This is a genomic window from Rhodoferax sp. GW821-FHT10B06 (genome assembly GCF_059415605.1).
The window spans coordinates 141,704-163,757 of record NZ_JBWKNO010000004.1; the positions used below are offsets into that span (position 1 = coordinate 141,704).

A 22,054-nucleotide genomic window follows, 5' to 3' on the forward strand; every position below is an offset into this window, starting at 1 on the left:
TGCGTTCGCCCTGCCTGCTGCGTTGTGCATGCTTGTTCCGGTCACGCCAGCTGTTGCGGCATCTAGTACCTTTATCAATCCCGTAGGTCCAACTAATGCATCGTCTGCCGATCCGTTTGTGATGCGGCACAGCGATGGTTTCTATTACTACGTGCACACCACCCAGGGCTGGAGTTCGCACCAGACGAATCTGCAAGTCACCAAATCGCGTACGCTCAGCGGCATAGGCGCTGGAGCCACGGTAACTGTCTGGACGCCGCCTACCGGCACTTGCTCGGGCAACAACTGCTACACCCAGGACGTATGGGCGCCAGAGATTTACAACTTCAACGGCATTTGGTATTTGTACTTTTCGGCATCCGGTGATGACACTGGCAGCAACCGGATCTGGGTCATCACCAACACCAGCGCCGACCCGACAACCGGCAGCTGGAGCGCACCGAAAAAGATCCACGATACTTTTGACGGATGGCAGATTGACCAGACGGTGACCACGGTAAATGGCCAAATGTATATGGCCTGGTCTGAGTTCGCGGGCAAGGACCAGCATGTGGTGATCGCAAAAATGAGCGATCCGACAACAATTGTCCCTGGCGTGCGCGGCACCACGGTCTTCATGCCCACGCTGGCATGGGAGACCTCGGGCTCGCCAGTGAACGAAGGACCGCAGTTCATCGTGCATGGCAGCAAAGTGCATCTGACCTTTTCGGCCAGCGGCTGCTGGACCGATGACTACAAGCTGGGTGAGTGGACTGCCAATGTCGGGGCCGACCTGAGCGTCGCATCCAACTGGACCAAGAACGCGACACCGTTTCTGCAAAAAGGCCCAGGTGCCTTCGGCCCGGGCCACCATGCTTTCGTCAAGTCACCTGATGGAGCAGAGGACTGGGTCGTCTACCACGCCAACCCCGCTTCTGGACAAGGCTGCCTGGACCAGCGCACCACCCGCATCCAAAAGCTCACCTGGAGTGGCGACACCATGGTGGTGGGGGCGCCCACGGTGCCAGGTACTCCGGTTACTCGCCCTTCCGGCGAAGGTACGGCCACCATTCTGTACCGTATCCGCAACCAGGCAAGCGGCAAGGTAATGAGCATCGACCGCGGTGCCGCAACCGCCAACGGGGCCGCTATATGGGACTGGACCAACTTCAACAACACGGACCAGCTCTGGGCACTGGACCCCACTGGCTCTGGCTTTGTGCAGTTCACCACCAGCTTCAACGGCAATGTTGCGGACGTATTCGCCGGCAGCACGGCGGCGGGAGCATTGGTGAAGTCGTATGTGGCCAATGGTGGCGCTAACCAGCACTGGATGCTGAGCCCCACCGACACCCAGTACTTCAAAGTGCAAAACCAGAAGAGCGGCCTGACTCTGGATCTCAAGAATGGGGACCTCAGCGATGGAGCTGTTATACAGCAATGGACCAATAACGACCTGGCGCCCCAACGCTGGTTGTTTGAGCGGGTGAACTAAGCCGTCAAGTCCATAGCGTTGACGGGTCACTGGGTGAAACCTGCTTGGATCCTGGGCGCGGCGGTTTTGGGCGCGGGCTTGCTGTGGTACGGGTTTGACTCAGCACAGAGCCCGGAGCGGGTGGTGCTCGCGCCGTCCTCCGGGGCGGGGGCTCCCTTGATGGCTAGCACGGCCTCGGCCCCGGTATCTTGTCCGGGCGAGGGCACTGCGTGTGGCGCCATGCCTGGCGAACCCGCCGTTGCGTCACAGCAGGCGTTCGCCCCACCACCGGACCCTACGGAGCAGGCTGCCAGCAATGGCAATGTGCAGGCCATGGGAATGCTGCTGCATGTGCTGAACAGCTGCCCCCGGGCAGGGCAGCCGGCGGACTCCCGTTCCGCCGAGCGCTGCGATGTCGCCCAGGTGCAGGCGCCCCGCTGGCTTCGTCAACTGGAAGCGCTGGCGGAGCAGGGCGATGCCCAGGCGCAGCAGGAGTTGCGGCGCTTTCTGGAGAGCCGTTCCGCCGACGCACCGGCGGTTGCCGGCTCGCCGGCCGATGGTGAGCGCGAGGCCGCGCGCTGGGCCACCCAGGACGAAGTAGACCGTGCCAGCGCCTTGCTGCAAAGGTTGGCGCGTGGTGAGCTCTCGCCAGCGACCCCGGTCGAGTCGCCGACGCGGAGCCGTCCAAGGTCAGATCCGCAGGGGCGCGTGCAGTAGTTGCACTGCTCCGCACACCCGGCGCACGCCGCTACAGGCACACAAGGGCGGTATTCATCTGATGCTATTGAAATGATAGCTGCTAGCGCAGGAGAAGATTGCCGCCGTGGGCTAAAAGGCTTGCAGATTTGCTGCCATGGCGCGCTATTCACGCTAGGCTCGCACGCCAGTTCCCGGGGCTAATCTTCCACACCTTCCACCAGAAACTGCACGCGCCGCTGGCCCTGCCATTCGTTCACGTCGAGGCGGAAGGCCAGGGTCACCCGGGCCGGCAGGCTCTCGGTGTGGCCGAACCAGATGCCGTCCACCGGCTGGCCCTGGTGCTTGAGCTTCAGCGACAAATGCTTCTCGCCGACCAGGCGTTGTGAAACCACCTCGACTTCTTCGCTGAAGGTCGGCGGTGCAAAGCCCTGGCCCCAGACCTCCTTGTGCAGCACATCGACCAGCTCGGCACGCCGGTATTCGGGTGCCAGCGGGCCGTCGGTTTCCAGCCGGCGGGTCAGGGTGGCGGCGTCCAGCCATTCCAGCGCCACCTGCTGCAGGCCTTGCTCGAACTGTTCGAAATTGTCTTCGTGCACGGTGCAGCCCGCCGCCATGGCGTGGCCACCAAAGCGCAGCAGCACGCCGGGGTGCCGCTTGGCCACCAGGTCGAGTGCGTCGCGCAGGTGGAAGCCAGGGATCGAGCGGCCCGAGCCTTTGAGCTCATGCTCCTTGCCCGGCGCCTTGCTGGCGGCGAACACGAAGATCGGGCGGTGCAGCTTGTCCTTCAGCCGGGATGCAACGATGCCGACCACGCCTTCGTGGAAATCCGGGTCAAACACGCAGACCGCTGGCGGCGGCTCTTCGGATTCGTCAAACAGCGACTCGGCCACCAGCATCGCCTGGTCGCGCATGCCGCCCTCGATTTCGCGGCGCTCGCGGTTGATCTTGTCCAGCGTGGTAGCCAGTTCGGTGGCGCGCGCCGTGTCGTCGGTCAGCAGGCATTCGATGCCCAGTGTCATGTCGGCCAGGCGCCCGGCGGCGTTGATGCGCGGGCCGAGGGCAAAGCCGAAATCGAAGGTGGTGGCCACCTTGGCCTGGCGCCCGGCTGCTACAAATAACGCAGCTAGTCCCACAGGTTGTGCCTGCGCCCGCAGCCGTTTTAACCCTTGGGCCACGAGGCGACGGTTGTTGGCGTCCAGCCTCACCACATCGGCCACGGTGCCGAGTGCCACCAGGGTCAGCAGCGGGTCCAGTTTGGGTTGGTTCTCGGCCGTGAAGACACCGCGGCTGCGCAGCTCGGCGCGCAAGGCCAGTAGCACGTAGAACATCACGCCGACGCCGGCAATCGATTTGCTCTCGAATGTGCAGCCGGGCTGGTTGGGGTTCACCAGCACGTCGGCATTCGGCAGCACGATCTCGCCGTCTTTCAGTGCGGGCAAATGGTGGTCGGTCACCAGCACCTGCAGGCCTAGCGCCTTGGCCTCGGCCACGCCTTCCAGGCTGGCAATGCCGTTGTCCACCGTGACCAGCATGTCGGCGCCGCTGTCCTTGACGCGGCGGGCGATGCTGGGCGTCAGGCCGTAGCCGTCGGTGACGCGGTCGGGCACGATGTAGGTGGCGTGCTTGGCGCCCAGCAGGCGCAGGCCACGCAGGCCGACGGCGCAGGCGGTGGCGCCGTCGCAGTCGTAGTCGGCGACGATGCAAAGCTTTTTATCTGCAGCGATGGCATCGGCCAGCAGCACGGCGGCGGCCTGCGCGCCCAGCATGCTGGAAGGCGGCAGCAGCTTGCCCAGGCCGTCGTCCAGCGCGTCTTTGTCGGCCACGCCACGGGCGGCGAACAGGCGCGCCAGCAGCGGGTGTACACCGGCTTGTTCCAGCGCCCAGACGGCGCGCGGTGGAATGTCGCGTGCTGTAATTTTCATAGCACTTCTAGCACGGTATATAAGCGCTGGGGGCTTAAAAGGCTTGTTATTTTTTGCATGAAACTGCGCGGCGCGGCCTCGAAGCTCTGTGCATTGCGCTCGCCACACAGGGTAAGTTGCACCTTGTGGCCCTGGTCCAGCGCGGCCAGCAGCTCGGTGCAGGCGTTGGCGTCGATCTGCTGCCAGGCGGCGGCCCAGCCTGCCCAATCTTCGTACTGCGCGGCTTGCAGCAGGGTCAGTGGCATGCGCGGGGCGGCCGCTGGCGGCGGCGGGGTGGGCAGGGCGCCAGCGCCGCTGACCCAGAAGGAGTTGATCGGCGCCAGCCCGCGCTCGGTGCGCGCGTCGTTCACCGCATGGGTGTAGAGCAGCATCTGCATTTCGCTCTGCAGGCGGCGCAGTGGGCCGGCTTGCGCGGTGGGCGGCATCCATTCGTCCACGTTGCGCGCGCCTACGCCGCTGACCACCCGGTCCAGCGAGGCTGTGGCTAGGCCGCGGAAGACCTCGCTGTGCGCCAGCCAGCGCGTCGGGCTGACGTATTCCAGCTGGATGCCGTCTTCTTCAAAGAAGGGCCGCACGGCGGCCAGGATGGCGCGGGACTCGGCCTCCTGCAGGTCCAGGCTGTCTGGGTGGGGCATGGTGATGTGGTCCGTCATCACCTGCCAGTGGCAAGGGGTGATGAAGGCCCAGGCATGGCCGTCGGCCGCGGCGCCCGCTTGCCAGGCAGCCCAGGGGATTTGACCGTCGGCGGCGCCCAGGCCGTAGTGGCGGGCCAGCGCGCGTTCGTGGGGGGGCGACAGGCTGTCGTCCGGCCCGCTGTCCAGCACGGCCGGTGTCAGGCGCGCCAGCAGGCGCTCCAGGTTTGGCAGGCGCAGGGTAGCCAGGGCTTGGCGGCAGCCCTCGGCCTCGCTGGCAGCGAGGGGGATCAACACATGGAGAGGGGTGGACATGGGGCTATTGTCTCGGATGCGGTAGCCACGTAGCTACAGTGCGCGCTGGCTAGGGGCAATGGGCCCGATCGTAGAAGGGTTTTAAGGAGGTCTAGACGTACTACTGTCGGGCAATTGGAACGAGGAACGAGCGCACGCTAGTGGCAGGTTTCATGGAGCTTTGCACGGGTGGGGCGGGCGCGTCAACTTGACACACGGGGGGAGCTTGGTGCTGAAGATGTATTTAGGCGGATGGCTGGGTCTGCTTCCACTCACGCGGGGTGAGTCCGCTTTGGGCTTTGAATGCGCGGGATAACGCGGCCTCGCTGCCGTACCCGACTTCGCTTGCGATATTTTTCAACTGCTGCCCTTGCAGCAATGCCTTTTGTACCAGCCGTACCCGCCACGCCTGCAGATAGACCCCGGTCGTAGAGCCCACCGTGTCGCGAAAGGTGTTGGCGAAGATGCTGCGCGACATGCCCGCGATATCGGCCAGGCTCTCCAGCGACCACTCCTTTGCAGGTTGTTCATGCATGGCCGTGAGGGCTTTGCGCAGCTTGGGGTGCGACATGCCTGCCAGCAGGCCACTGTGGATGCGCTCCGTCTCCATCAGATGCCGCAGGATCTGGATCAGGACGATTTCAAACAACCGGTCCACCACTTCGCGGCGGCCGCAGTTGCTGCCAAACGCTTCCTCGAAAAGCAGTGCCAGAACGTGGTCGGCGCGGTCAATCTCTTTCAGGGGCAGGCAGACCACGTCGGGCAGGGCTCCCGCGATAGGGTTGGCCAGGCCGCCTTCGAAGTACAGGTGCGCGCAGGCCAGGTCCGCGCCGTGCTCGGTGTCCGTGATGAACTGGCGCGCCAAGGGCCTTGGGTAGAGCAGCAGACTGGGCTCTGTCACATGTAGCACGGGCAGTCCTGGGTGGATCGCGTCCAAGGCCCCCGCTTTCACCAGGTGCAACTGGCCGTCTCCCTGTTCTGTGAATTCGGTAATGCCGCACAGGGCGCCCGAGTGGAACATGCGGGCCCGCACGGGGAAGTGGTGCAGCAATGCATCCAGGCGGTCGGTACAGGTATCCATGAAATACTCTAGATCAATTTATGCGTATTTTATGTGATTAAAAGTATTTCTGCGCAGATACAGTAAGTGTTGCCAAACGGCATATATCTCTACCGATTTAGTCACACAGGAGTAGCTCATGTCCTCATCCAAAGTTTTTGCAGCGTCCGTCGCAGCTCTTGTTTCCAGCGTCGCGCTGGCCGCTGGTAGCCCTGGGGTTGAACGCAATACCCAGGCATTTCTGGAGGCGGTCGCCAAGGGCGGTGGCCAGCCTCTGGAGAGCCTCTCTCCGGCGGATGCACGCGCGGTGCTGGTCGGGGCACAGCAGGGCGCCAAGCTGCCGCCCGCCGATGTAAGCGAGAAGACAGTCAACATTGACGGCAAACCGTTGAAACTCACTATCGTGCGCCCAGCAGGAGCCAAGGGCGTGTTGCCGGCCTTCATGTTCTTCCACGGTGGCGGCTGGATATTGGGTGACTTCCCAACCCATGAGCGTTTCGTGCGCGACCTGGTGGCCGATTCTGGTGCCGCAGCTGTGTTCGTCAACTACACGCCTTCGCCCGAGTCGCGCTACCCCGTGGCCATCAACGAGGCCTATGCCGCCACCCAATGGGTGGCTGAGAACGGCGCCCAGATCGACGTGGATGGCAAGCGTCTCGCGGTAGCCGGCAATAGCGTGGGTGGCAATATGGCGGCGGTGGTAGCGCTGATGGCTAAGGCCAAGGGCAGCCCGGCGTTGCGCGCACAGGTACTGTTCTGGCCCGTCACCAACGCCAATTTCGAGAATGCTTCGTATGACGAGTTTGCGAACGGCCACTTCTTGACCAAGGGCATGATGAAGTGGTTCTGGGACGCCTACACGACCGATCCAAAGCAACGCCAGGAAATCTACGCCTCGCCGCTGCAGGCCACTCCAGAGCAATTGAAGGGACTGCCACCAGCCCTGGTTCAGACGGCCGAGAAAGACGTGCTGCGCGATGAAGGCGAGGCCTATGCCCGCAAGCTGGACGCAGCGGGCGTGAGCGTCGTGGCAACCCGCTACAACGGCATGATCCATGACTTCGGGCTGTTGAATGTGTTGTCGTCGGTCCCCGCGACCAAGGCCGCTTTGCACCAGGCTAGCGAAGAGTTGAAGGCGCGTTTGCGTTGACCTAGCGGCGTGGCCGGCTGCGACGCCGGTCACCAGCGCGCGCCCGCAGTTTTTTGGGACTGACTTTTCCGAGGGGCAGCGGGCTTCGCACCAAAGCCGTGCGACTTTCCTGGCACAGGATTTGCACATTCGGTACTGGAGTAGAAGCTGTCAGCAACCCGCCTCAATACAAGCCAGGCGTTGGTTGTCGGTCATTGCTCCGGCGACGTCAGCACCGTCGCATGCCCAGGCCTGATGTCTTGGACATTTGTGCTCCGTTTTATGGCGGGGCGCAACGGAGAACAGCTTGCTGCACACAGCGTGTGCAGCCCGCCTGGCGGCTCCGCGCGGTGCTTTCGTCTTTCCACAGCAAGTAGCTTTAGGAGAGATCGACATGCAGCGCAACCTAGCATTCCCCACCGTTCACTGGTGTGCCCGCCTGACATTGGCGCTGGCCACCGCCACTCTGGCCAGCGCCGCCTGGGCGCAAGACAAGGTCACCTTGCTCACCTCCTGGTACGCCCAGGCCGAGCATGGCGGCTTCTACCAGGCAGCAGCCACCGGCCTGTACAAAAAGTACGGGCTGGACGTGACCATCAAGATGGGCGGCCCGCAGATCAACGGAATCCAGTTGCTGGCGGCCGGCCAGGCCGACTTCATCATGGGCTATGACATCCAGACCCTGAACTCGATTGAGAAAGGCCTGCCGGTGGTGACGGTGGCGGCCTCGTTCCAGAAAGACCTGCAAGGCATCATGGCGCACGACGATGTGAAAAGCCTGGCCGACCTAAAGGGCAAGACCATCCTGGCCAACACCTCGGCCCAAACCAGCTGGCTGCCCTGGCTGCTGGGAAAATACGGCTACAGCCTGGACCAGGTGCGGCCCTACACCTTCAATCTGCAGCCCTTTATTGCCGACAAGAACGTCTCGCAAAGCGCCTACCTTTCGTCCGAGCCCTTCATGGCGATGAAGAGCAATGTGCCGGCCAACTTCTTCCTGCTGGCCGACCAGGGCTATCCGCCTTATGGCACCACCATCGTCACCTTGCAGAAGATGGTGGCTGAGAAGCCGGACGTGGTGGCGCGCTTTGTCCGCGCCTCGATGGAAGGCTGGAAAAGCTATCTGGTGAACCCGGCGCCCGGCAACGAGCTGATCAAGAAAGACAACCCGAAGATGGAAGACGACCTGATCGCCTTCGCGGTGAAACGCCTGAAGGAAGTCAAGGCCGTTGACGGCGGCGACGCAGCCACCCAAGGCGTTGGCGTGATGACCGATGCGCGCTGGGAGCAGACCTATAAATTCATGCTCTCGGCCGGCCTGCTGAAGCCGGGTGTGGATTGGAAGAAGGCCTACACCACACAGTTCGTGAAAGACCTGAAGATCATGCCGTAATGATTGCTCACCCCCAGGCTCCACACTGCGTGTTTCTGCCAACCCCCTTGCAGGGGGGCGAACCCAGTGGCCCGGCAAAGCCGGTTCCACGGGTTCCCTGGCTTGAAAGCCGGCATGCCCGTCGTTGGGTGGTAAGTAGTTAGATGCTCTAGACGATGAGAACCTGGCGAAGGCGACCATATTGGCGCGCCGGCCGGTAGCGCAGTGCTTGCAGACAGCAGGCTCTGCGTCGATGGAGGAGAGATGAAATGTTAGTCACCCAACAACCCGTATTGCGCCGCTTCTGGTACGCGCTGATGCCCATCAGCCAGCTCGACGATGGCCCGAAACCTTTTACCTTGCTGGGTGAAAACCTGGTGCTCTGGAAGAAGCAGGACGGCACGCCGGCCGCGCTGCGCGACCGCTGCTGCCACCGCACGGCCAAGCTGTCCAAAGGTTTTGTCGAAGGCGACAACATCGTCTGCGGCTACCACGGCTGGACCTATGACTGCAGCGGCAGCTGTGTGCGCATTCCGCAAAACCCCGACGGTAACATCCCGGCGGGGGCCAAGGTGCCGTCCTTCCATTGCCAGGAACGCTACGGCTATGTGTGGGTGGCGCTGGAAGACCCGCTGCGCGATATTCCGCACTTCCCGGAAGACGGCGTGCCGAGCTACCGCCGCATCTTTCAGTTCTACGAGGAATGGAAAACCAGCCCGGTGCGGGTGATGGAAAACGCCTTCGACAACTCGCACTTCAGCTTCGTGCACAAGGCGAATTTCGGCGACATCGACCAGCCGGTGCCGCAGAAGTACGAGATCCATGACACCGACTATGGCTTCGAGGCCGAGACCCTGGTGCCGATCAAGAACCCGCCGGCCGGCCACCGCGTCACCGGCAGCACCACGCCGATGACGCAGCGGCACCTGACGAACCGCTACTACCTGCCGTTTGCGCGCCGCTTCGGCTGCCAGTACCCCGACAGCGGCATCGACCACATCATTTACAACTGCGCCACGCCGATCAGCGACGACCGGCTGATGCTGGTGCAGTGGCTGTACCGCAACGACAGCGAGGCGCAGTGCAGCACCCAGGAGCTGATTGACTGGGACGCGGCCATCACCGCCGAGGACCGCGACATCCTGGAAGCCACCGATTTCGATGCCTGCATCGACACCACGCGCCGGCAGGAATTCCACATGCCCAGCGACCGCCCGGGCCTGATGATCCGCCGCCAGTTGCTGGACCTGCTGAAGGCCCACGGCGAAGAAGAAGTGCACCAGGGCAACCGGCGCATTCCGATCCACCCGGTATCCACTTGAGGAGCGCACCATGCTGATGCAAGCCCTGCCCATCCCCGTGCAGTCCCTGCCGCCTTTACCGCCAGACGCCGCCACCGTGCTCCACGCCAACCAGGTGGAGAAGACTTACGGCAACGGCACCCATGCCTTGTCGCGCATGAGCCTGCGCATCCAGCGCGGCGACTTTGTTTCGCTGCTCGGCCCGTCTGGCTGCGGCAAGAGCACGCTGCTGAAGATGTTTGCCGGACTCGAATCGCCGTCGCGCGGCCATGTGCGCTGGGCCGGCTTCAATGCGCCGGCCAAGTCCGGCCTGAAGACGGCGATGGTGTTCCAGGAGGCGACGCTGATGCCCTGGACCACGGTAGCGGCGAATGTGCGCCTGCCGCTGGACCTGCACGGTGTGCCACGCGCCGAGGCTGATGCCCGGCTTGCCACCGCGCTGGAGCAGGTGGGGCTGGGCGCGTTTGGCCAGTCGTACCCGCGCGAGCTGTCGGGCGGCATGCAGATGCGCGCCTCGATTGCGCGGGCCCTGGTGACCGAACCCGATGTGCTGCTGATGGACGAGCCCTTTGGTGCGCTGGACGAGTTCACCCGCAACAAGCTGGATGCCGACCTGCGGGCGCTCTGGGCGGTGCGCGGGCTGACGGTGGTGTTCGTCACCCACAGCATTTACGAGGCGGTGTTTCTGTCCAGCCGGGTGGTGATGATGGCGGCCCGTCCGGGCCGGCTGATGGCCGATGTGCCGTTGGACGAGCCGGACCGTTCTGAGAGCTACCGCCTGTCCCCCGCATTCGCCGACCACTGCCGCGAACTCTCAGCCCTGCTGATGTCGGCCCATTGAAGGAGTGATGACCATGACAACCCCTTTGCTACAACGCCCCGGCGTGCTCCACTGGCTGGCCCCGATCAGCTTTGGCATTGTGTTGCTGCTGGTCTGGCAGGCGCTGTGCAGTGCCTGGCAGGTGCCGGTCTACCTGGTGCCCAAGCCCAGCGACATCTTCCAGACGCTGCTGACCGATGGCCCGTCACTGCTGCGGGCGCTGGGCGTGACGCTGAAAGTGACAGTGCTGGCGTTTGCGCTGGCCGTGGTTCTGGGCGTGGCCGGGGCGTTTCTGTTTGTGCAGAACCGCTTCATCGAGGCCAGCCTGTTCCCCTACGCCATCCTGCTGCAGGTGACGCCTGTGGTGGCGATTGCGCCGCTGATCATCATCTGGGTGAAGAACCCGACCTTCGCTCTGGTGCTGTGCGCTACGCTGGTGACGCTGTTCCCCATCTTGTCGAACACCGTGCTCGGCCTGCGCAGCGTCAACCTGGGCCTGCTGAATCTGTTCAAGCTGAATGGCGCCAGCCGCTGGCAGACCCTGGTGCGGCTGCGCATTCCCAGCGCCTTGCCGTTCTTCTTTGGCGGGCTGCGCATCTCCAGCGGCCTGGCGCTGATCGGCGCGGTGGTGGCCGAGTTTGTCGCCGGCACCGGCGGCACCGGCGCAGGGCTGGCGTACGAGATTTTGCAGGCCGGTTTTCAGATCAATATCCCGCGCCTGTTTGCGGCGCTGGTGCTGATTTCGGTCACCGGCGTGTTGCTGTTTGTCAGCATGGTTTGGCTCTCCAATAAAGCTCTAGGCCACTGGCACGAAAGTACTGTATGACCACCACTTTGATCCGCAACGCCGCTGCCATCCTCAGCGGTCAACCCGGCACCGCTTCGCGCATTGCCGGCCCCGATATCCGCCTGCGTGGCCAGCGCATTGAGGCCATTGGCCAGCTCAGCCCGAAGCCGGGTGAGACGGTCATCGACGCGACCGACTGCGTCATCTACCCCAGCTGGGTCAACACCCACCACCATCTGTTCCAGTCACTGCTGAAGGGCGACGCACATGGCATAGACCTGCCGCTGACGGCCTGGCTGGCGGCCACGCCGTACCGCTTCCGCGCGGCGTTTGACGAGCGCCTGTTCCGCATCGCGGCGCGCATCGGCCTGCTGGAGCTGGCGCTGTCTGGCTGCGGCACGGTGGCGGACCATAACTACCTGTACTACCCCGGCATGCCGTTCGACAGCTCGGCGATCCTGTTCGAGGAGGCCGAGCGCATGGGCCTGCGCTTTGTGCTGTGCCGCGGCGGCGCCACCCGCACGCGCCAGCTGGAGGCCGAGCTGCCGCAGGCGATGCGGCCCGAGACGCTGGACGCCTACCTGGCCGACGTGGAGCAGCTCACCACGCGCTACCACGACCCGGCTGCCGATGCGATGCGCCGTGTCGTCATGGCCCCCACCACGCCGCCGTATTCGCTGGCGCCCGGCGAGCTGGTCGAGTGCGCCCGCACCGCGCGCCGGCTCGGCATCCGCCTGCATTCGCACCTGTCGGAAACTGTCAGCTACCAGGATTCGGTGCACAACATGCACGGCATGTCGCCGGTGCGCTTTGTTGCCGAGCATGAATGGCTGGGCTCTGACGTGTGGTTCGCCCATCTGGTCAAGCTGGATGCCGAAGAAATCGCCTTGCTCGGCAGTACCCGCACCGGCATCGCCCACTGCCCGCAAAGCAATGGCCGCCTGGGCAGCGGCACAGCACCGGTGATGGCGCTGCAGGCCGCCGGTGTGCCGATCTCCATCGGCGTCGATGGCGCGGCGTCGAATGAAGCCGCCGACATGATTTCTGAAGTGCATGCCGCCTGGCTGATGCAGCGCGCCGCCCAGGGCGACCGCAACCAACCGTTGTTCCGTGGCGGCGCGGGCGAGGGTGGGCGCCTGGCGCTGAGCACCGACGACGTGGTGGCCTGGGGCACCTCGGGCGGTGCCAGCGTGCTGGGCCTGGGCGATGTTGGCACGCTGGCACCCGGCATGGCCGCCGACCTGGCCATCTACGCGCTGGATGACCCGCGCTACTTCGGCCTGCACGATGTGGCGCTGGGCCCGGTGGTTAGCGGTGGCCGGCCCAGGCTGAAGGCCTTGTTCGTGGCCGGGCAGAGGGTGGTGGCGGACGACCTGTTGCAGGGCGTGGATGTAGCCGAGTTGCGGGCCCAGGCGCGGGCTGCCGTGCGGCAATTGATGGCGTCGTAAGCGCCGCCAGTATTTATAGGAAATAGGCCTGTAGCGCAGGTAATAACTGCGTAAGCTGCTATCAAAAATGTAGTTTTTTCAGGCCCCCTCCTGCACCAGCGCGATGCCCTGGCCTATGCATATGGTGTACGAGGTGTAGCCGCCGCTGCCATGCGATCACCTGCGGTTATCGCGCATGGTGTTTTGCTATCTCCCCAAATGCTGGCGTTCTTCCCACAATGTGCGGCGCTTGCCAGTGCCTGGGCTGGGCGGGCGTTTACTACTACAAAACTGGAGACAACATGAACCGCTTTATCGGGGCCGCCATTGGCAGTGTGGCATTGGCTATGGCCGCCACGGGCTATGCCCAAACGGTGCAGATCTATGGGCTGGTGGAGCTCAGCGGCACCGGCGCCACGTCGGGCAGCAATTTCGACAATGGCATCAAGCTGGCGGTGAAGGAGATCAACGCAGCGGGCGGCATTCTGGGGCGCAAGATCAGTTACGTGTCGCAAGACACCCAGTCCAACCCCGGCGTGGCCAAGGCGCTGGCTCAGAAGGCGGTGGACCAGGGGGCCTATGTGGTGATGGGCCCGGTGTTCTCGGGCTCCATCATGGTCAGCATGGCGGAAACCCGCCGCGCCGAGATTCCCAACTTCACCGGCGGCGAAGCGGCTTCCATCACCCAGCAGGGCAACCCCTACATCTTCCGCACCAGCTTCACCCAGGCTACGGCCATGCCCAAGATGGCCAACTACATCCGCGATGCGGTCAAAGCCAAGAGCGTGGACGTGATCTATGTGAACAACGACTTTGGCAAGGGCGGCCTGGACCTGGTGCGCAAGGAGCTGGAGGCGCGCGGCATCAAGGTCAGCAACGCCATCTCGGTAGACCCCGGTCAGCTGGACATGAGCGCGGCCGTGATCAAGGCCAAGCAGTCGGGCAGCGACGCCACCTTTGTCTACACCAACGAAGAAGAGGCCGCCCGCGCGCTGCGCGAGTTCCGCAAGCAGGGCTACGCCAAGCCATTGATGGGCGAGACGGTGCTGACCAGCCAGAAGGTGATCGAGCTGGCCGGTGATGCCGCCAACGGCGCCATCGCCCATGTGGGCCTGACTGCCGATGCGCCGCAGCCGTTGATCAAGAAGTTCAGCGACGCCTTTCTGGCCGAGTACAAGGTCAAGTCGGATCACAACGGCCTGAAGGGCTATTCCGGCATGTACGTGGTGAAGGCCGTGACCGAGAAGATCGGCAAGTTCGACTCCAAGGCCTTTGCCCAGGCCATGAAGGGCGTGAGCCTGTCGGTCAAAGATAGCCCCGGCATTCTGATGGACGTCAGTTTTGACCAGAATGGCGACCTGGACCGGGAGAGCTATATGACCAAGGTCGAGAACGGCAAACAGGTCATCATCAGCGTGCTCCCGCCCGCAGGCAAAAAATAGTTTTCAACCACGCATACCGATCGCATGTCTACCTCCAAAGTTTGTCTTGCCGGCGTCATGGGCTGGCCTGTGGCGCATTCTCGTTCCCCCAAGCTGCACAATTACTGGCTGCAGAAATACGGCTTGCTCGGCTCCTACGTGCTGCTGCCGGTGCAGCCGGAAAACCTGGCTACGGCCCTGGCTGGCCTGCCGGCCCTGGGCTTTGCGGGCTGCAACGTGACCATTCCGCACAAGGTCACGGCCATGGAGCTGATGCACGAACTGGACCCCATGGCCCGCCGCATGGGTGCCATCAACACCATCGTGGTGCAGCCCGACGGCTCGCTGAAGGGCTTCAACAACGACGGCTATGGCTACATCCAGTGTCTGCTGGACGCCCAGCCCGACTGGCGCACCGATGCCGGCCCCATCACTGTGCTGGGCGCGGGCGGCGCAGCGCGTGCCGTGGTGCTGAGCCTGGCCGAGCGTGGCGCCAAGGAGATCCGCTTGCTGAACCGCTCGCAGGACAAGGCCGAGCAGCTGGCCCGGGAGTTTGGCAGCCCGGTGCGCGTGCTGCCCTGGTCGCAGCGCCACGAGGCATTGGCCGATATCGCCCTGCTGGTGAACACCACCAACCAGGGCATGCACGGCAGCCCCGCGCTGGACCTGGACCTGGCCCAGCTGCCCCCGCGTGCGCTGGTGTCCGACGTGATCTACGTGCCGCTGGAAACGCCTTTGCTGGCCGCTGCCCGCGCACGCGGCAACCCCACAGTCAACGGCTTGGGCATGCTGCTGAACCAGGCACGCCCGGCCTTCAATGCCTGGTTTGGCGTGATGCCAGAGATCACCGCCGAGCTGCGCCAATCCATAGAAGCCACGCTGTGAGCGGGTCTGCCACTGGGCGCATGCCGGCGGTATACCTGCCGCACGGCGGCGGGCCCTCGTTCTTCATGACCGGGGAGCGCAAGCAGCTGTACCAGCCCATGGAGGACTTTCTGCGCGGCGTGCCGGCCTTGCTGCCGGCCACGCCCACGGCCATCCTCATCATTACCGCCCATTGGGAGGCGGCCGTGCCCAGCTTTGCCGGCGCGGCGCAGCCGGAGCTGATTTACGACTACTTCGGCTTCCCTCCCGAGACCTATGCGCTCACCTATCCGGCACCTGGCCAGCCCGATCTGGCCGCGCGTGCGGCTGCGCTTGTGCAGGCGGCGGGTTTGCCGGCCCAGGTGGACCCGGGCTATGGCTGGGACCACGGCGTCTTCATCCCGCTGAAGGTGATGTACCCGCAGGCCCAGGTGCCGGTGTTGGCCATGTCGCTGCACCACAGCCTGGACCCGGCCTTGCACTGCGCCCTGGGCCAGGCTTTGCGCAGCCTGCGCGACGAGGGCGTGCTCATCATGGGCAGCGGCATGAGTTTCCATAATCTGCGCAACTTCCAGGCTGCGGCGCCCGCTTCGTTTGCGTTTGACAGCTGGCTGGAGACCGCGCTGGCCGGCAGCTGGGCCGAACGCACACAGCAACTCAGCCAGTGGAGCGCGGCTCCGGGTGGCCGCGCATCGCATTCGCGCGAGGAGCATTTGCTGCCCTTGATGGTGGCCAGCGGCGCGGGTGGCGATGCGCCTGGGCGTCGGCTATGGCGCGGTCCGGTAGGGCCGTCTGTGGCCTCTGCCTGGGCGTTTGACTAGGTTGTGCTATTGAATAAATAGCTGCTTGCGCAGGTATTACCTGCGCTGCAGGCCTAAAAGGCTTTGAGGTTCTGCAGGAAGGAGCGGATCGCCTGGGCCACTTCCAGCGGCTTTTCTTCCATCATCAGGTGGCCCGTGTCCAGTGTCTGCCCCTGCACCTGGCCGGCCCAGCGCCGCCAGATGTCGACCGGTGTTTCCCCTTCGGTATAGCGCCGGCTTTCCCACAGCACCAGCACGGGGCATTGCAGCCTGCGTCCGGCGGCCTGGTCGGCGGTGTCCAGGGCAATGTCATAGCCGGCGGCTGCGCGGTAATCTTCAATCATGGCCAGGCGCACGCTGGGTTGGCGAAAGCAGCGCTGGTATTCGGCGTAGCTGACCGGGTCTATCACCTGGCGCCCGTGCGTCATGCGCGTCAGCGTGTTGTCTAGGAACATGTCGGGGTCGGCGGCCAGCAGCGTCTCGGGCAGGGGTGCGGGCTGGGCCAGCATGAGCCAGTGGTAGGCATGCAGGCCGAACGCCAGGTTCATGCGCTTCCATACCTCGACGGTGGGGATCACGGTGACGGATACCAGGGCGCGCACGTGCTCGGCGTGGTCCAGCGCCAGGCGGTGCGCTACGCGGCCACCCCGGTCATGGCCGGCCACCGCATAGTGCGTGTGCCCCAGCTCGCGCATGACACGGGCCACATCGTCGGCCAGCGCGCGCTTGCTGTAGTTGTGGTGTTGTGCATCCGGGGCCGGCCCCGTGCTGTCGCCATAGCCGCGCAGGTCCACCAGCACCACTGTGAAATGCGCGGCCAGCAGGCGGGCTGCGGGTAGCCAGGCCAGATGTGTTTCGGGGTAGCCGTGCAACAGCACCAGTGCAGGTCCCTGGCCGGCGGTGTAGGAGACGATGGCCAGGTCATCGGCCCAGGCGTGGCAATTGCGGGTGAATGTCACGTCCATGGATGGCCTTTTGTCGGTTTGGCTAGTGGTCTGGCAGTTTATCGCCCGTGCCGGCGCCCGTTACTGCAAGCATCGCTTCAATGCACCTGGTTCCCCGTTCGGAAAATGGGTGCGGAGGACGGAGTTACGACGACATCAAAATGGAATTTCCACTGTTTTGCAACCTTTTTAGCCGTGTGCAGCACATACTGACATCGCTATTTCAGCGCAGGCAGGCTAACGCAAAAACCTTTAATCGCTCTTGTCCCTTGATAGAACATTCGCCCGACCTCCTTAGTGAAAGCGCATTGCTTCAGCGTGTCGGTTATGGCGACAGGGCTGCACTTGCCGCGTTGTATCGCAGCTACCACCGCAGACTGGCCCGGTTTCTGAATCGGTTCACGCGCAGCGAGGCCCTGATAGAAGAGGTGATCAACGATACATTCATGATCATTTGGCAAAAAGCGGCGGAATTTCGAGGGGACTCTCGCGTCTCTACTTGGCTCATGGGGATTGCTTACCGTGTGACGCTGAAGGCATTGCGGCAGCAGGGGCTGGACCATGCGCCGCTGCCATCGGATATCGAGGAGATGGTCGTCGAACCTTTCCAGGATCTTGAAACACAGGACTGGATCGAGAAGGGGCTGAACCTGCTGTCGCCCGAGCACCGAATGGTGCTGGAATTGGCCTATGTGATGGGACACTCTCTTGAAGAGATTGCGGAGATCACCTCTGTACCAGTCACCGCTGTCAAGTCCAGGATGTTCCATGCACGCGTCAAACTTCGTAACCTGATGCCGGCGCTTTCTGGCCGGCCAACGGGGACCACACAATGAACGAATCTACCTACGACGACCGTATCCATTTACGCATATGGCAGTTGATCCCATGGGTTGTGAATCAGACGGCCTCTGTGAGCGAGCAGGCGGAAGTAGAAAGCCACCTGCACCGCTGTGAGATTTGCCGTTCCGAGTTGGCGCTACAACAAGACTGGAAAAACTCACTGAACGTGAGCGAGGGCGCTGTCTATCCTGATGTTGAGGCGGGACTTTCGCGTCTCTCGCAGCGTATCGATACGCCGCGTCCTGTGTCACGTCCACGGCTGCTGGCGGTGGCCTACGGTCTTGGTGCGCTGGTTCTGTTGCAGAGCGGAGTTTTGACCGTGCTTGGCATGAAGATGGGGGCCAGTGATACGCCATCCTATCGCACGCTCTCTGCGGCGGAGAATGCTTCTATGGGCGCCACGATTCGGTTGGTGATTGATCCGGCTGCATCGGTCGGTCAGCTGCAAGCGCTGCTCGCGCCGCTGAACCTGCAAATCGTGGCAGGCCCGAGCGACAGCGGGGTCTATTCCCTTGGGCCACGTGCTTTGGAGCAAGGTGGCGGCTCTCCCCATGCGGATATCAAGCGGCAGATTGATGCGCTGCGTGCTGCTCCAGTGGTACGTTTTGCTGAACCGGTGGTACAGAATCGCGAGGGGGTTTGAGCCTTTGTTTGCTTAGGGGGCTAAGGATTCATTGCAACCGCTACGCAAAGCGGCCAGCGCACGACAGGTATTGATCAGGCGTGCGTAGTGTTGGTTGGGACCACTCGTTCGCTCAAGCACGCCATGGATAGCGCTCGGGTCTACGCCGGGCGTGGCCGCGAGCAGCAGTGCTACGGAACCTGTCACCTGTGCGGCGGCAAAAGATGAGCCGGAGACGAAGTCGTAGTGCCCCCCGGGGGTAAGTGTCAGGATGTCGTGTCCCGGTGCGTAGAGCAGCGTGGATGCTTGCAATGCTGGCGCGCGGTTGGCAAATGTTGCGGTGGCGACACCGATAACTCCTGGGATTCCTACGGGAAATGCTTTCAGGTCGCCGCTCGGCAACACTGCGCCAACGACAACCACGCCTTTTTTGATGGCTTGTTCGACGAGGGCGGAAAGTAGCGGGTCAGCGGGGCCGCCTAGGCTGAGGTTGATGACGTCGGCCCGGGCATCCAGGGCGGCCTGGATGGCCTGGGCCAGCGTCAGCGAGTTGCACGTGGCACCCGAACCGGCGTTTTGCCAGCAGGCCTTCATGGCAACCAGGCGAGCGCGCGGTGCAATGCCCGTAATACTGCTCGAGGACTGCCCGCCGCCGTCGGCTGCGATGACGCCGGCGACCTTGGTGCCGTGCTCGTCACGGTTGAACTGTGCCCAGTCGCTGTTGACGAAGTTGCGCGTGGATGCAATTCGACTGCGCAGGTCTGGGTGTTCGGTGTCCACACCCGTATCGATCAGTGCGATGCGGATCGAATCGCCTAACGCGACCCGATGGGCCGCATCTGCGCCGATTTCATGCACCGTTTTCTGCAGCGATGTATAGCGCTTTTCGGGTGATGCTTCTGCCTGGGCCTCGAAGGTCTGTAGAGGTTCTGCCAGTTGCACCCGCGGGTCCGCGGCGAGCTTATCGAGCACGGACTTCCGTGACCTTCCATCTTCAATTTCGAGCACCGCGCAGTGCACGCCGAGCGCGGAAATTGGCCATGCCATCACATGCGTTAACTCATATTGGTGGGCTATTGCAGCCAGCGTTGCGCGCGCGCTGCCACTGGTGTCATAGGTGTTGCTGTACCCGTTGCCCGTCGAACCTGCGCTCAACGCGAACGATTGTCGTGGGTTGGCTACCGTCACTACGACCATGCGGTCGGGATGCGCTTGCATTTTTGGCATTGCCAAACTCGGATCTGGTATGGACTCCACCAGTGCGCAAGCCGGCAGCGTGCAAGCTGCGCAGAGCAGCAATAAATAGGCGAGACGTTTCATGGACAGAACCCTGTTGTGGTGCATTGCTGCATGTTCAGTATGTGGGTTTTTTGCGTCGATAAGTTGCGACTGCATTGTCTGACATGCGGGGCATTTTCAAGTCGTAGTTCGATTTGAATGCCTTTGCAACCTTTTCCTGAATCCGTGGTACCTACGGCCGCATTCATATTATTCAAGGAGGAATGGCACCATGGTTTCCCTGCGCTCGATAGCTTTGAAATTTGCGCTTTCTGCTGCGGTCGCGGCCAGCTTGGCTGCGTGCGGCGGTGGCGACGGTGATACAACACCGTTCAAGTCGACCGTTCTTGTGTCAGATGGCAGCACCTCTGCGGCAAATACAGATGTGAACCTGAAGAACGGCTGGGGTATTGCCTTCAACCCGACAGGATTCGTGTGGGTGGCTGATGCTGGTTCGAAGAAGTCCACGCTCTATGATGGCAACGGTGCGCCGCAGCAATTGGTGGTTGCCATTCCTGACGGTGCCAATGGCCCCGCGGGTCCGACCGGCATCGTGTTCAGTGGCGCCAGCAGCTTTCCCGTCAGCCAGAGCGGCGTGACGGGCTCCAGTGCTTTTATTTTTGCTACGCTTGCTGGCACCATTGCCGCGTGGTCGCCCACGGTCAATCTGACCAATGCAGTGACTGCCTATGACGATGCGACAGGCGGGGCGGAATATACCGGCCTGGCCATTGGTAGCGACAGTGGTGCGGCCCGGATCTATGCGGCGGACTTTCACAATAACAAGGTGGATGTTTTCGATAGTGGATTCCAGAAGCTGGCGACCACCGGCCGTTTTACGGATCCGGCGTTGCCTGCGGGTTTTGCTCCGTTCGGTATCCAGGCGATTGGTGGCAACATCGTTGTTTCGTATGCCCAGCAAGATAGTACGGCTCGCTTCTCCGTCCATGGCAGCGGCCTGGGTTTTGTCGACGTCTATGACGCCAGCGGCAATCTGAAGAAGCGTCTTGCCAGTGGCGGGGCACTTAATGCGCCGTGGGGCATCGCCTTGGCGCCTGCTAACTTCGGCCGATTCAGCAACACACTTTTGGTCGGCAATTTCGGTGATGGCACGATCCACGCGTATGACCTGCAAAGCGGAGCATTGGTAGGTGCGCTTACCCAGAGCGGCGGTACACCGATCACCATACCGGGTTTGTGGGGTATTGCTTTTGGGAATGGCGTGAAAGAGCAGCCTACCAACACCCTGTTCTTTGCTGCGGGTCCGAATCGCGGGACTAATGGCCTTTACGGTCGGATCGATATCGGCCAGTGATATTCCGAGCGGCTGCTGCAGCAGCTTCGCGGCCGGGCACTTGCGGCGTTTATCGCCGGTGTCCGGCGGTATTTTGGTGGCTGGTTGGGAGTGCCATGCGATCAGTCCATGTGAGCAGTGCAATCCCTACCTCTTGCCATCGCGCATGCTTCGCCCCCCCCCCTTGATTTAAGCATGTGTAAATTTTCTTTGCGCCTGCTGTAACTTTTTTGTGCCATGTCTGCACTCACGCGAAAGCGTGCCTGGCTAGGCCTTCAATCCCAGAGTGGATAGCTGCACTTCAGAGCATGGTTCTATTTCGGTCATTGGCAGTTCATTGAGATGGGGTGTGAATGAAGATGATGTGCAAGGGATTTTGGGATGTCACCGTTGCATGACCTGCAGCACTGTAGGTACAGCAAGCAACGTTCATTTGTTTTTAGTATGAAAAACCACACTCCGACATCCGTCACAACACGGCCATGGCCCATGGTGATGCTGCACTGGGCCACTCTATTGGCTTTATGCGCAGGTGTCTCAATTATCTGGATACGTGACGTGGCCGATGGGCGCGCGGCGCGTTTCTGGCTCATGGAAGCACATACCCATGTTGGGTTGCTCGTACTGGGCTTGTGGGTGGCTCGCATAGTAGTGCGCATCAGGTTTCCGCGGCTACCCGTTATTGGTTCCCAGTCCCTTGTCGTTCGCGTTGCAGCGGGATTCACCCATGTCTGTTTGTATGCATGGTTGTTGGCATTGCCTATCTTGGGATGGGCCTCGATCAATGCGCACGGCAAAACGGTTGACCTGTTTGGTTTGCCTTTGCCGTTACTCGTGGGTTCTGACGATGACCTGGGCGATGACTTGCTGACTTGGCACGTAAATACAGCTTGGATGCTGCTGGCCTTTGGCATCGTGCATGCGTCGGCCGCCCTGTGGCACCACTTTGTGATGCGCGATGCCTTGCTGCGGGCGATGTTGCCACGGCGACGGCGATAGAGGTCCTGCGTCCGGGGCTGTAGCTGACCCCGGCATAAAGGTCTGCGCAGAACGCCACGCATTACCAATTACTACTGACCCCTGATCTTTTAA

20 protein-coding genes are annotated in these 22,054 nt (G+C 62.6%); 15 read left to right on the forward strand and 5 right to left on the reverse strand.

What is annotated here, in order from left to right; genetic code table 11:
- The first annotated feature begins 28 nt into the window (after window positions 1-28).
- Both AC07O2_RS08045 and AC07O2_RS08050 read left to right on the forward strand, forming a co-directional pair.
- Complete coding sequence (locus AC07O2_RS08045) at window positions 29-1,474, forward strand: family 43 glycosylhydrolase (RefSeq protein ID WP_495075218.1); 1,446 nt, start codon at window positions 29-31, stop codon at window positions 1,472-1,474.
- 33 nt (window positions 1,475-1,507) lie between these two features.
- Complete coding sequence (locus AC07O2_RS08050) at window positions 1,508-2,170, forward strand: hypothetical protein (RefSeq protein WP_495075219.1); 663 nt, start codon at window positions 1,508-1,510, stop codon at window positions 2,168-2,170.
- A gap of 179 nt (window positions 2,171-2,349) precedes the next feature.
- Here AC07O2_RS08050 and recJ read toward each other — a convergent pair whose 3' ends face one another.
- The 3 genes from recJ to AC07O2_RS08065 all read right to left on the reverse strand — a co-directional run bounded on the left by recJ (window position 2,350) and on the right by AC07O2_RS08065 (window position 6,081).
- Window positions 2,350-4,074 (reverse strand): single-stranded-DNA-specific exonuclease RecJ, encoded by a 1,725-nt coding sequence (recJ, locus tag AC07O2_RS08055; protein WP_495075220.1) that lies wholly within the window; start codon window positions 4,072-4,074, stop codon window positions 2,350-2,352.
- Entirely contained in the window at window positions 4,071-5,021 is a 951-nt protein-coding gene (locus AC07O2_RS08060) for a phosphoglycerate mutase (protein WP_495075221.1), read from the reverse strand. Before AC07O2_RS08060 ends, recJ begins: the two co-directional genes overlap by 4 nt.
- Before the next feature lie 223 nt (window positions 5,022-5,244).
- Window positions 5,245-6,081, reverse strand: coding sequence for a cupin domain-containing protein (locus AC07O2_RS08065; protein ID WP_495075222.1), 837 nt, complete (start codon window positions 6,079-6,081; stop codon window positions 5,245-5,247).
- Window positions 6,082-6,199: 118 nt separating this feature from the next.
- Here AC07O2_RS08065 and AC07O2_RS08070 point away from each other — a divergent pair, with 118 nt between their 5' ends.
- The 9 genes from AC07O2_RS08070 to AC07O2_RS08110 all read left to right on the forward strand — a co-directional run bounded on the left by AC07O2_RS08070 (window position 6,200) and on the right by AC07O2_RS08110 (window position 16,002).
- On the forward strand, window positions 6,200-7,210 hold the full coding sequence (locus AC07O2_RS08070) for an alpha/beta hydrolase (RefSeq protein WP_495075223.1): 1,011 nt from the start codon (window positions 6,200-6,202) through the stop codon (window positions 7,208-7,210).
- 373 nt (window positions 7,211-7,583) lie between these two features.
- Complete coding sequence (locus AC07O2_RS08075) at window positions 7,584-8,582, forward strand: ABC transporter substrate-binding protein (protein WP_495075224.1); 999 nt, start codon at window positions 7,584-7,586, stop codon at window positions 8,580-8,582.
- 248 nt (window positions 8,583-8,830) lie between these two features.
- The gene (locus tag AC07O2_RS08080) at window positions 8,831-9,883 is read left to right on the forward strand and encodes an aromatic ring-hydroxylating dioxygenase subunit alpha (protein ID WP_495075225.1); all 1,053 of its coding nucleotides are present in this window, start codon (window positions 8,831-8,833) and stop codon (window positions 9,881-9,883) included.
- A 16-nt stretch (window positions 9,884-9,899) separates the two neighbouring features.
- Window positions 9,900-10,703 (forward strand): ABC transporter ATP-binding protein, encoded by an 804-nt coding sequence (locus tag AC07O2_RS08085; RefSeq protein WP_495075482.1) that lies wholly within the window; start codon window positions 9,900-9,902, stop codon window positions 10,701-10,703.
- Between the two features lie 13 nt (window positions 10,704-10,716).
- Window positions 10,717-11,508: an ABC transporter permease gene (locus AC07O2_RS08090; RefSeq protein WP_495075226.1), complete on the forward strand. Its 792-nt coding sequence runs from the start codon at window positions 10,717-10,719 to the stop codon at window positions 11,506-11,508.
- Entirely contained in the window at window positions 11,505-12,917 is a 1,413-nt protein-coding gene (locus AC07O2_RS08095) for an amidohydrolase family protein (protein ID WP_495075227.1), read from the forward strand. The genes AC07O2_RS08090 and AC07O2_RS08095 overlap by 4 nt, the downstream gene beginning before the upstream one ends.
- Before the next feature lie 281 nt (window positions 12,918-13,198).
- Window positions 13,199-14,338 carry an ABC transporter substrate-binding protein gene (locus AC07O2_RS08100; protein WP_495075228.1) on the forward strand — a complete coding sequence of 380 codons (1,140 nt, stop codon included), beginning with the start codon at window positions 13,199-13,201 and terminating at the stop codon, window positions 14,336-14,338.
- Window positions 14,339-14,362: 24 nt separating this feature from the next.
- Window positions 14,363-15,202 carry a shikimate dehydrogenase gene (locus AC07O2_RS08105; RefSeq protein ID WP_495075229.1) on the forward strand — a complete coding sequence of 280 codons (840 nt, stop codon included), beginning with the start codon at window positions 14,363-14,365 and terminating at the stop codon, window positions 15,200-15,202.
- The gene (locus AC07O2_RS08110) at window positions 15,199-16,002 is read left to right on the forward strand and encodes a DODA-type extradiol aromatic ring-opening family dioxygenase (RefSeq protein WP_495075230.1); all 804 of its coding nucleotides are present in this window, start codon (window positions 15,199-15,201) and stop codon (window positions 16,000-16,002) included. Before AC07O2_RS08105 ends, AC07O2_RS08110 begins: the two co-directional genes overlap by 4 nt.
- Before the next feature lie 53 nt (window positions 16,003-16,055).
- Here AC07O2_RS08110 and AC07O2_RS08115 read toward each other — a convergent pair whose 3' ends face one another.
- Window positions 16,056-16,946, reverse strand: coding sequence for an alpha/beta fold hydrolase (locus AC07O2_RS08115; RefSeq protein WP_495075231.1), 891 nt, complete (start codon window positions 16,944-16,946; stop codon window positions 16,056-16,058).
- Between the two features lie 140 nt (window positions 16,947-17,086).
- Between AC07O2_RS08115 and AC07O2_RS08120 the strand changes: the two genes are divergently transcribed.
- Entirely contained in the window at window positions 17,087-17,761 is a 675-nt protein-coding gene (locus tag AC07O2_RS08120; RefSeq protein WP_495075232.1) for an RNA polymerase sigma factor, read from the forward strand.
- Complete coding sequence (locus AC07O2_RS08125) at window positions 17,758-18,411, forward strand: anti-sigma factor (RefSeq protein WP_495075233.1); 654 nt, start codon at window positions 17,758-17,760, stop codon at window positions 18,409-18,411. Before AC07O2_RS08120 ends, AC07O2_RS08125 begins: the two co-directional genes overlap by 4 nt.
- Window positions 18,412-18,423: 12 nt before the next feature.
- Here AC07O2_RS08125 and AC07O2_RS08130 read toward each other — a convergent pair whose 3' ends face one another.
- Window positions 18,424-19,710, reverse strand: a complete 1,287-nt coding sequence (locus AC07O2_RS08130; protein ID WP_495075234.1) for a S8 family peptidase — start codon at window positions 19,708-19,710, stop codon at window positions 18,424-18,426.
- A gap of 190 nt (window positions 19,711-19,900) precedes the next feature.
- On the opposite strand from AC07O2_RS08130, the gene AC07O2_RS08135 reads away from it, so the two are divergent.
- Together AC07O2_RS08135 and AC07O2_RS08140 are read left to right on the forward strand one after the other, a co-directional pair.
- A complete protein-coding gene (locus tag AC07O2_RS08135) occupies window positions 19,901-20,983 on the forward strand; it encodes a TIGR03118 family protein (protein ID WP_495075235.1) in 1,083 nt (360 codons plus the stop codon).
- 468 nt (window positions 20,984-21,451) lie between these two features.
- Complete coding sequence (locus tag AC07O2_RS08140) at window positions 21,452-21,961, forward strand: cytochrome b (RefSeq protein WP_495075236.1); 510 nt, start codon at window positions 21,452-21,454, stop codon at window positions 21,959-21,961.
- Window positions 21,962-22,054 lie beyond the last annotated feature (93 nt).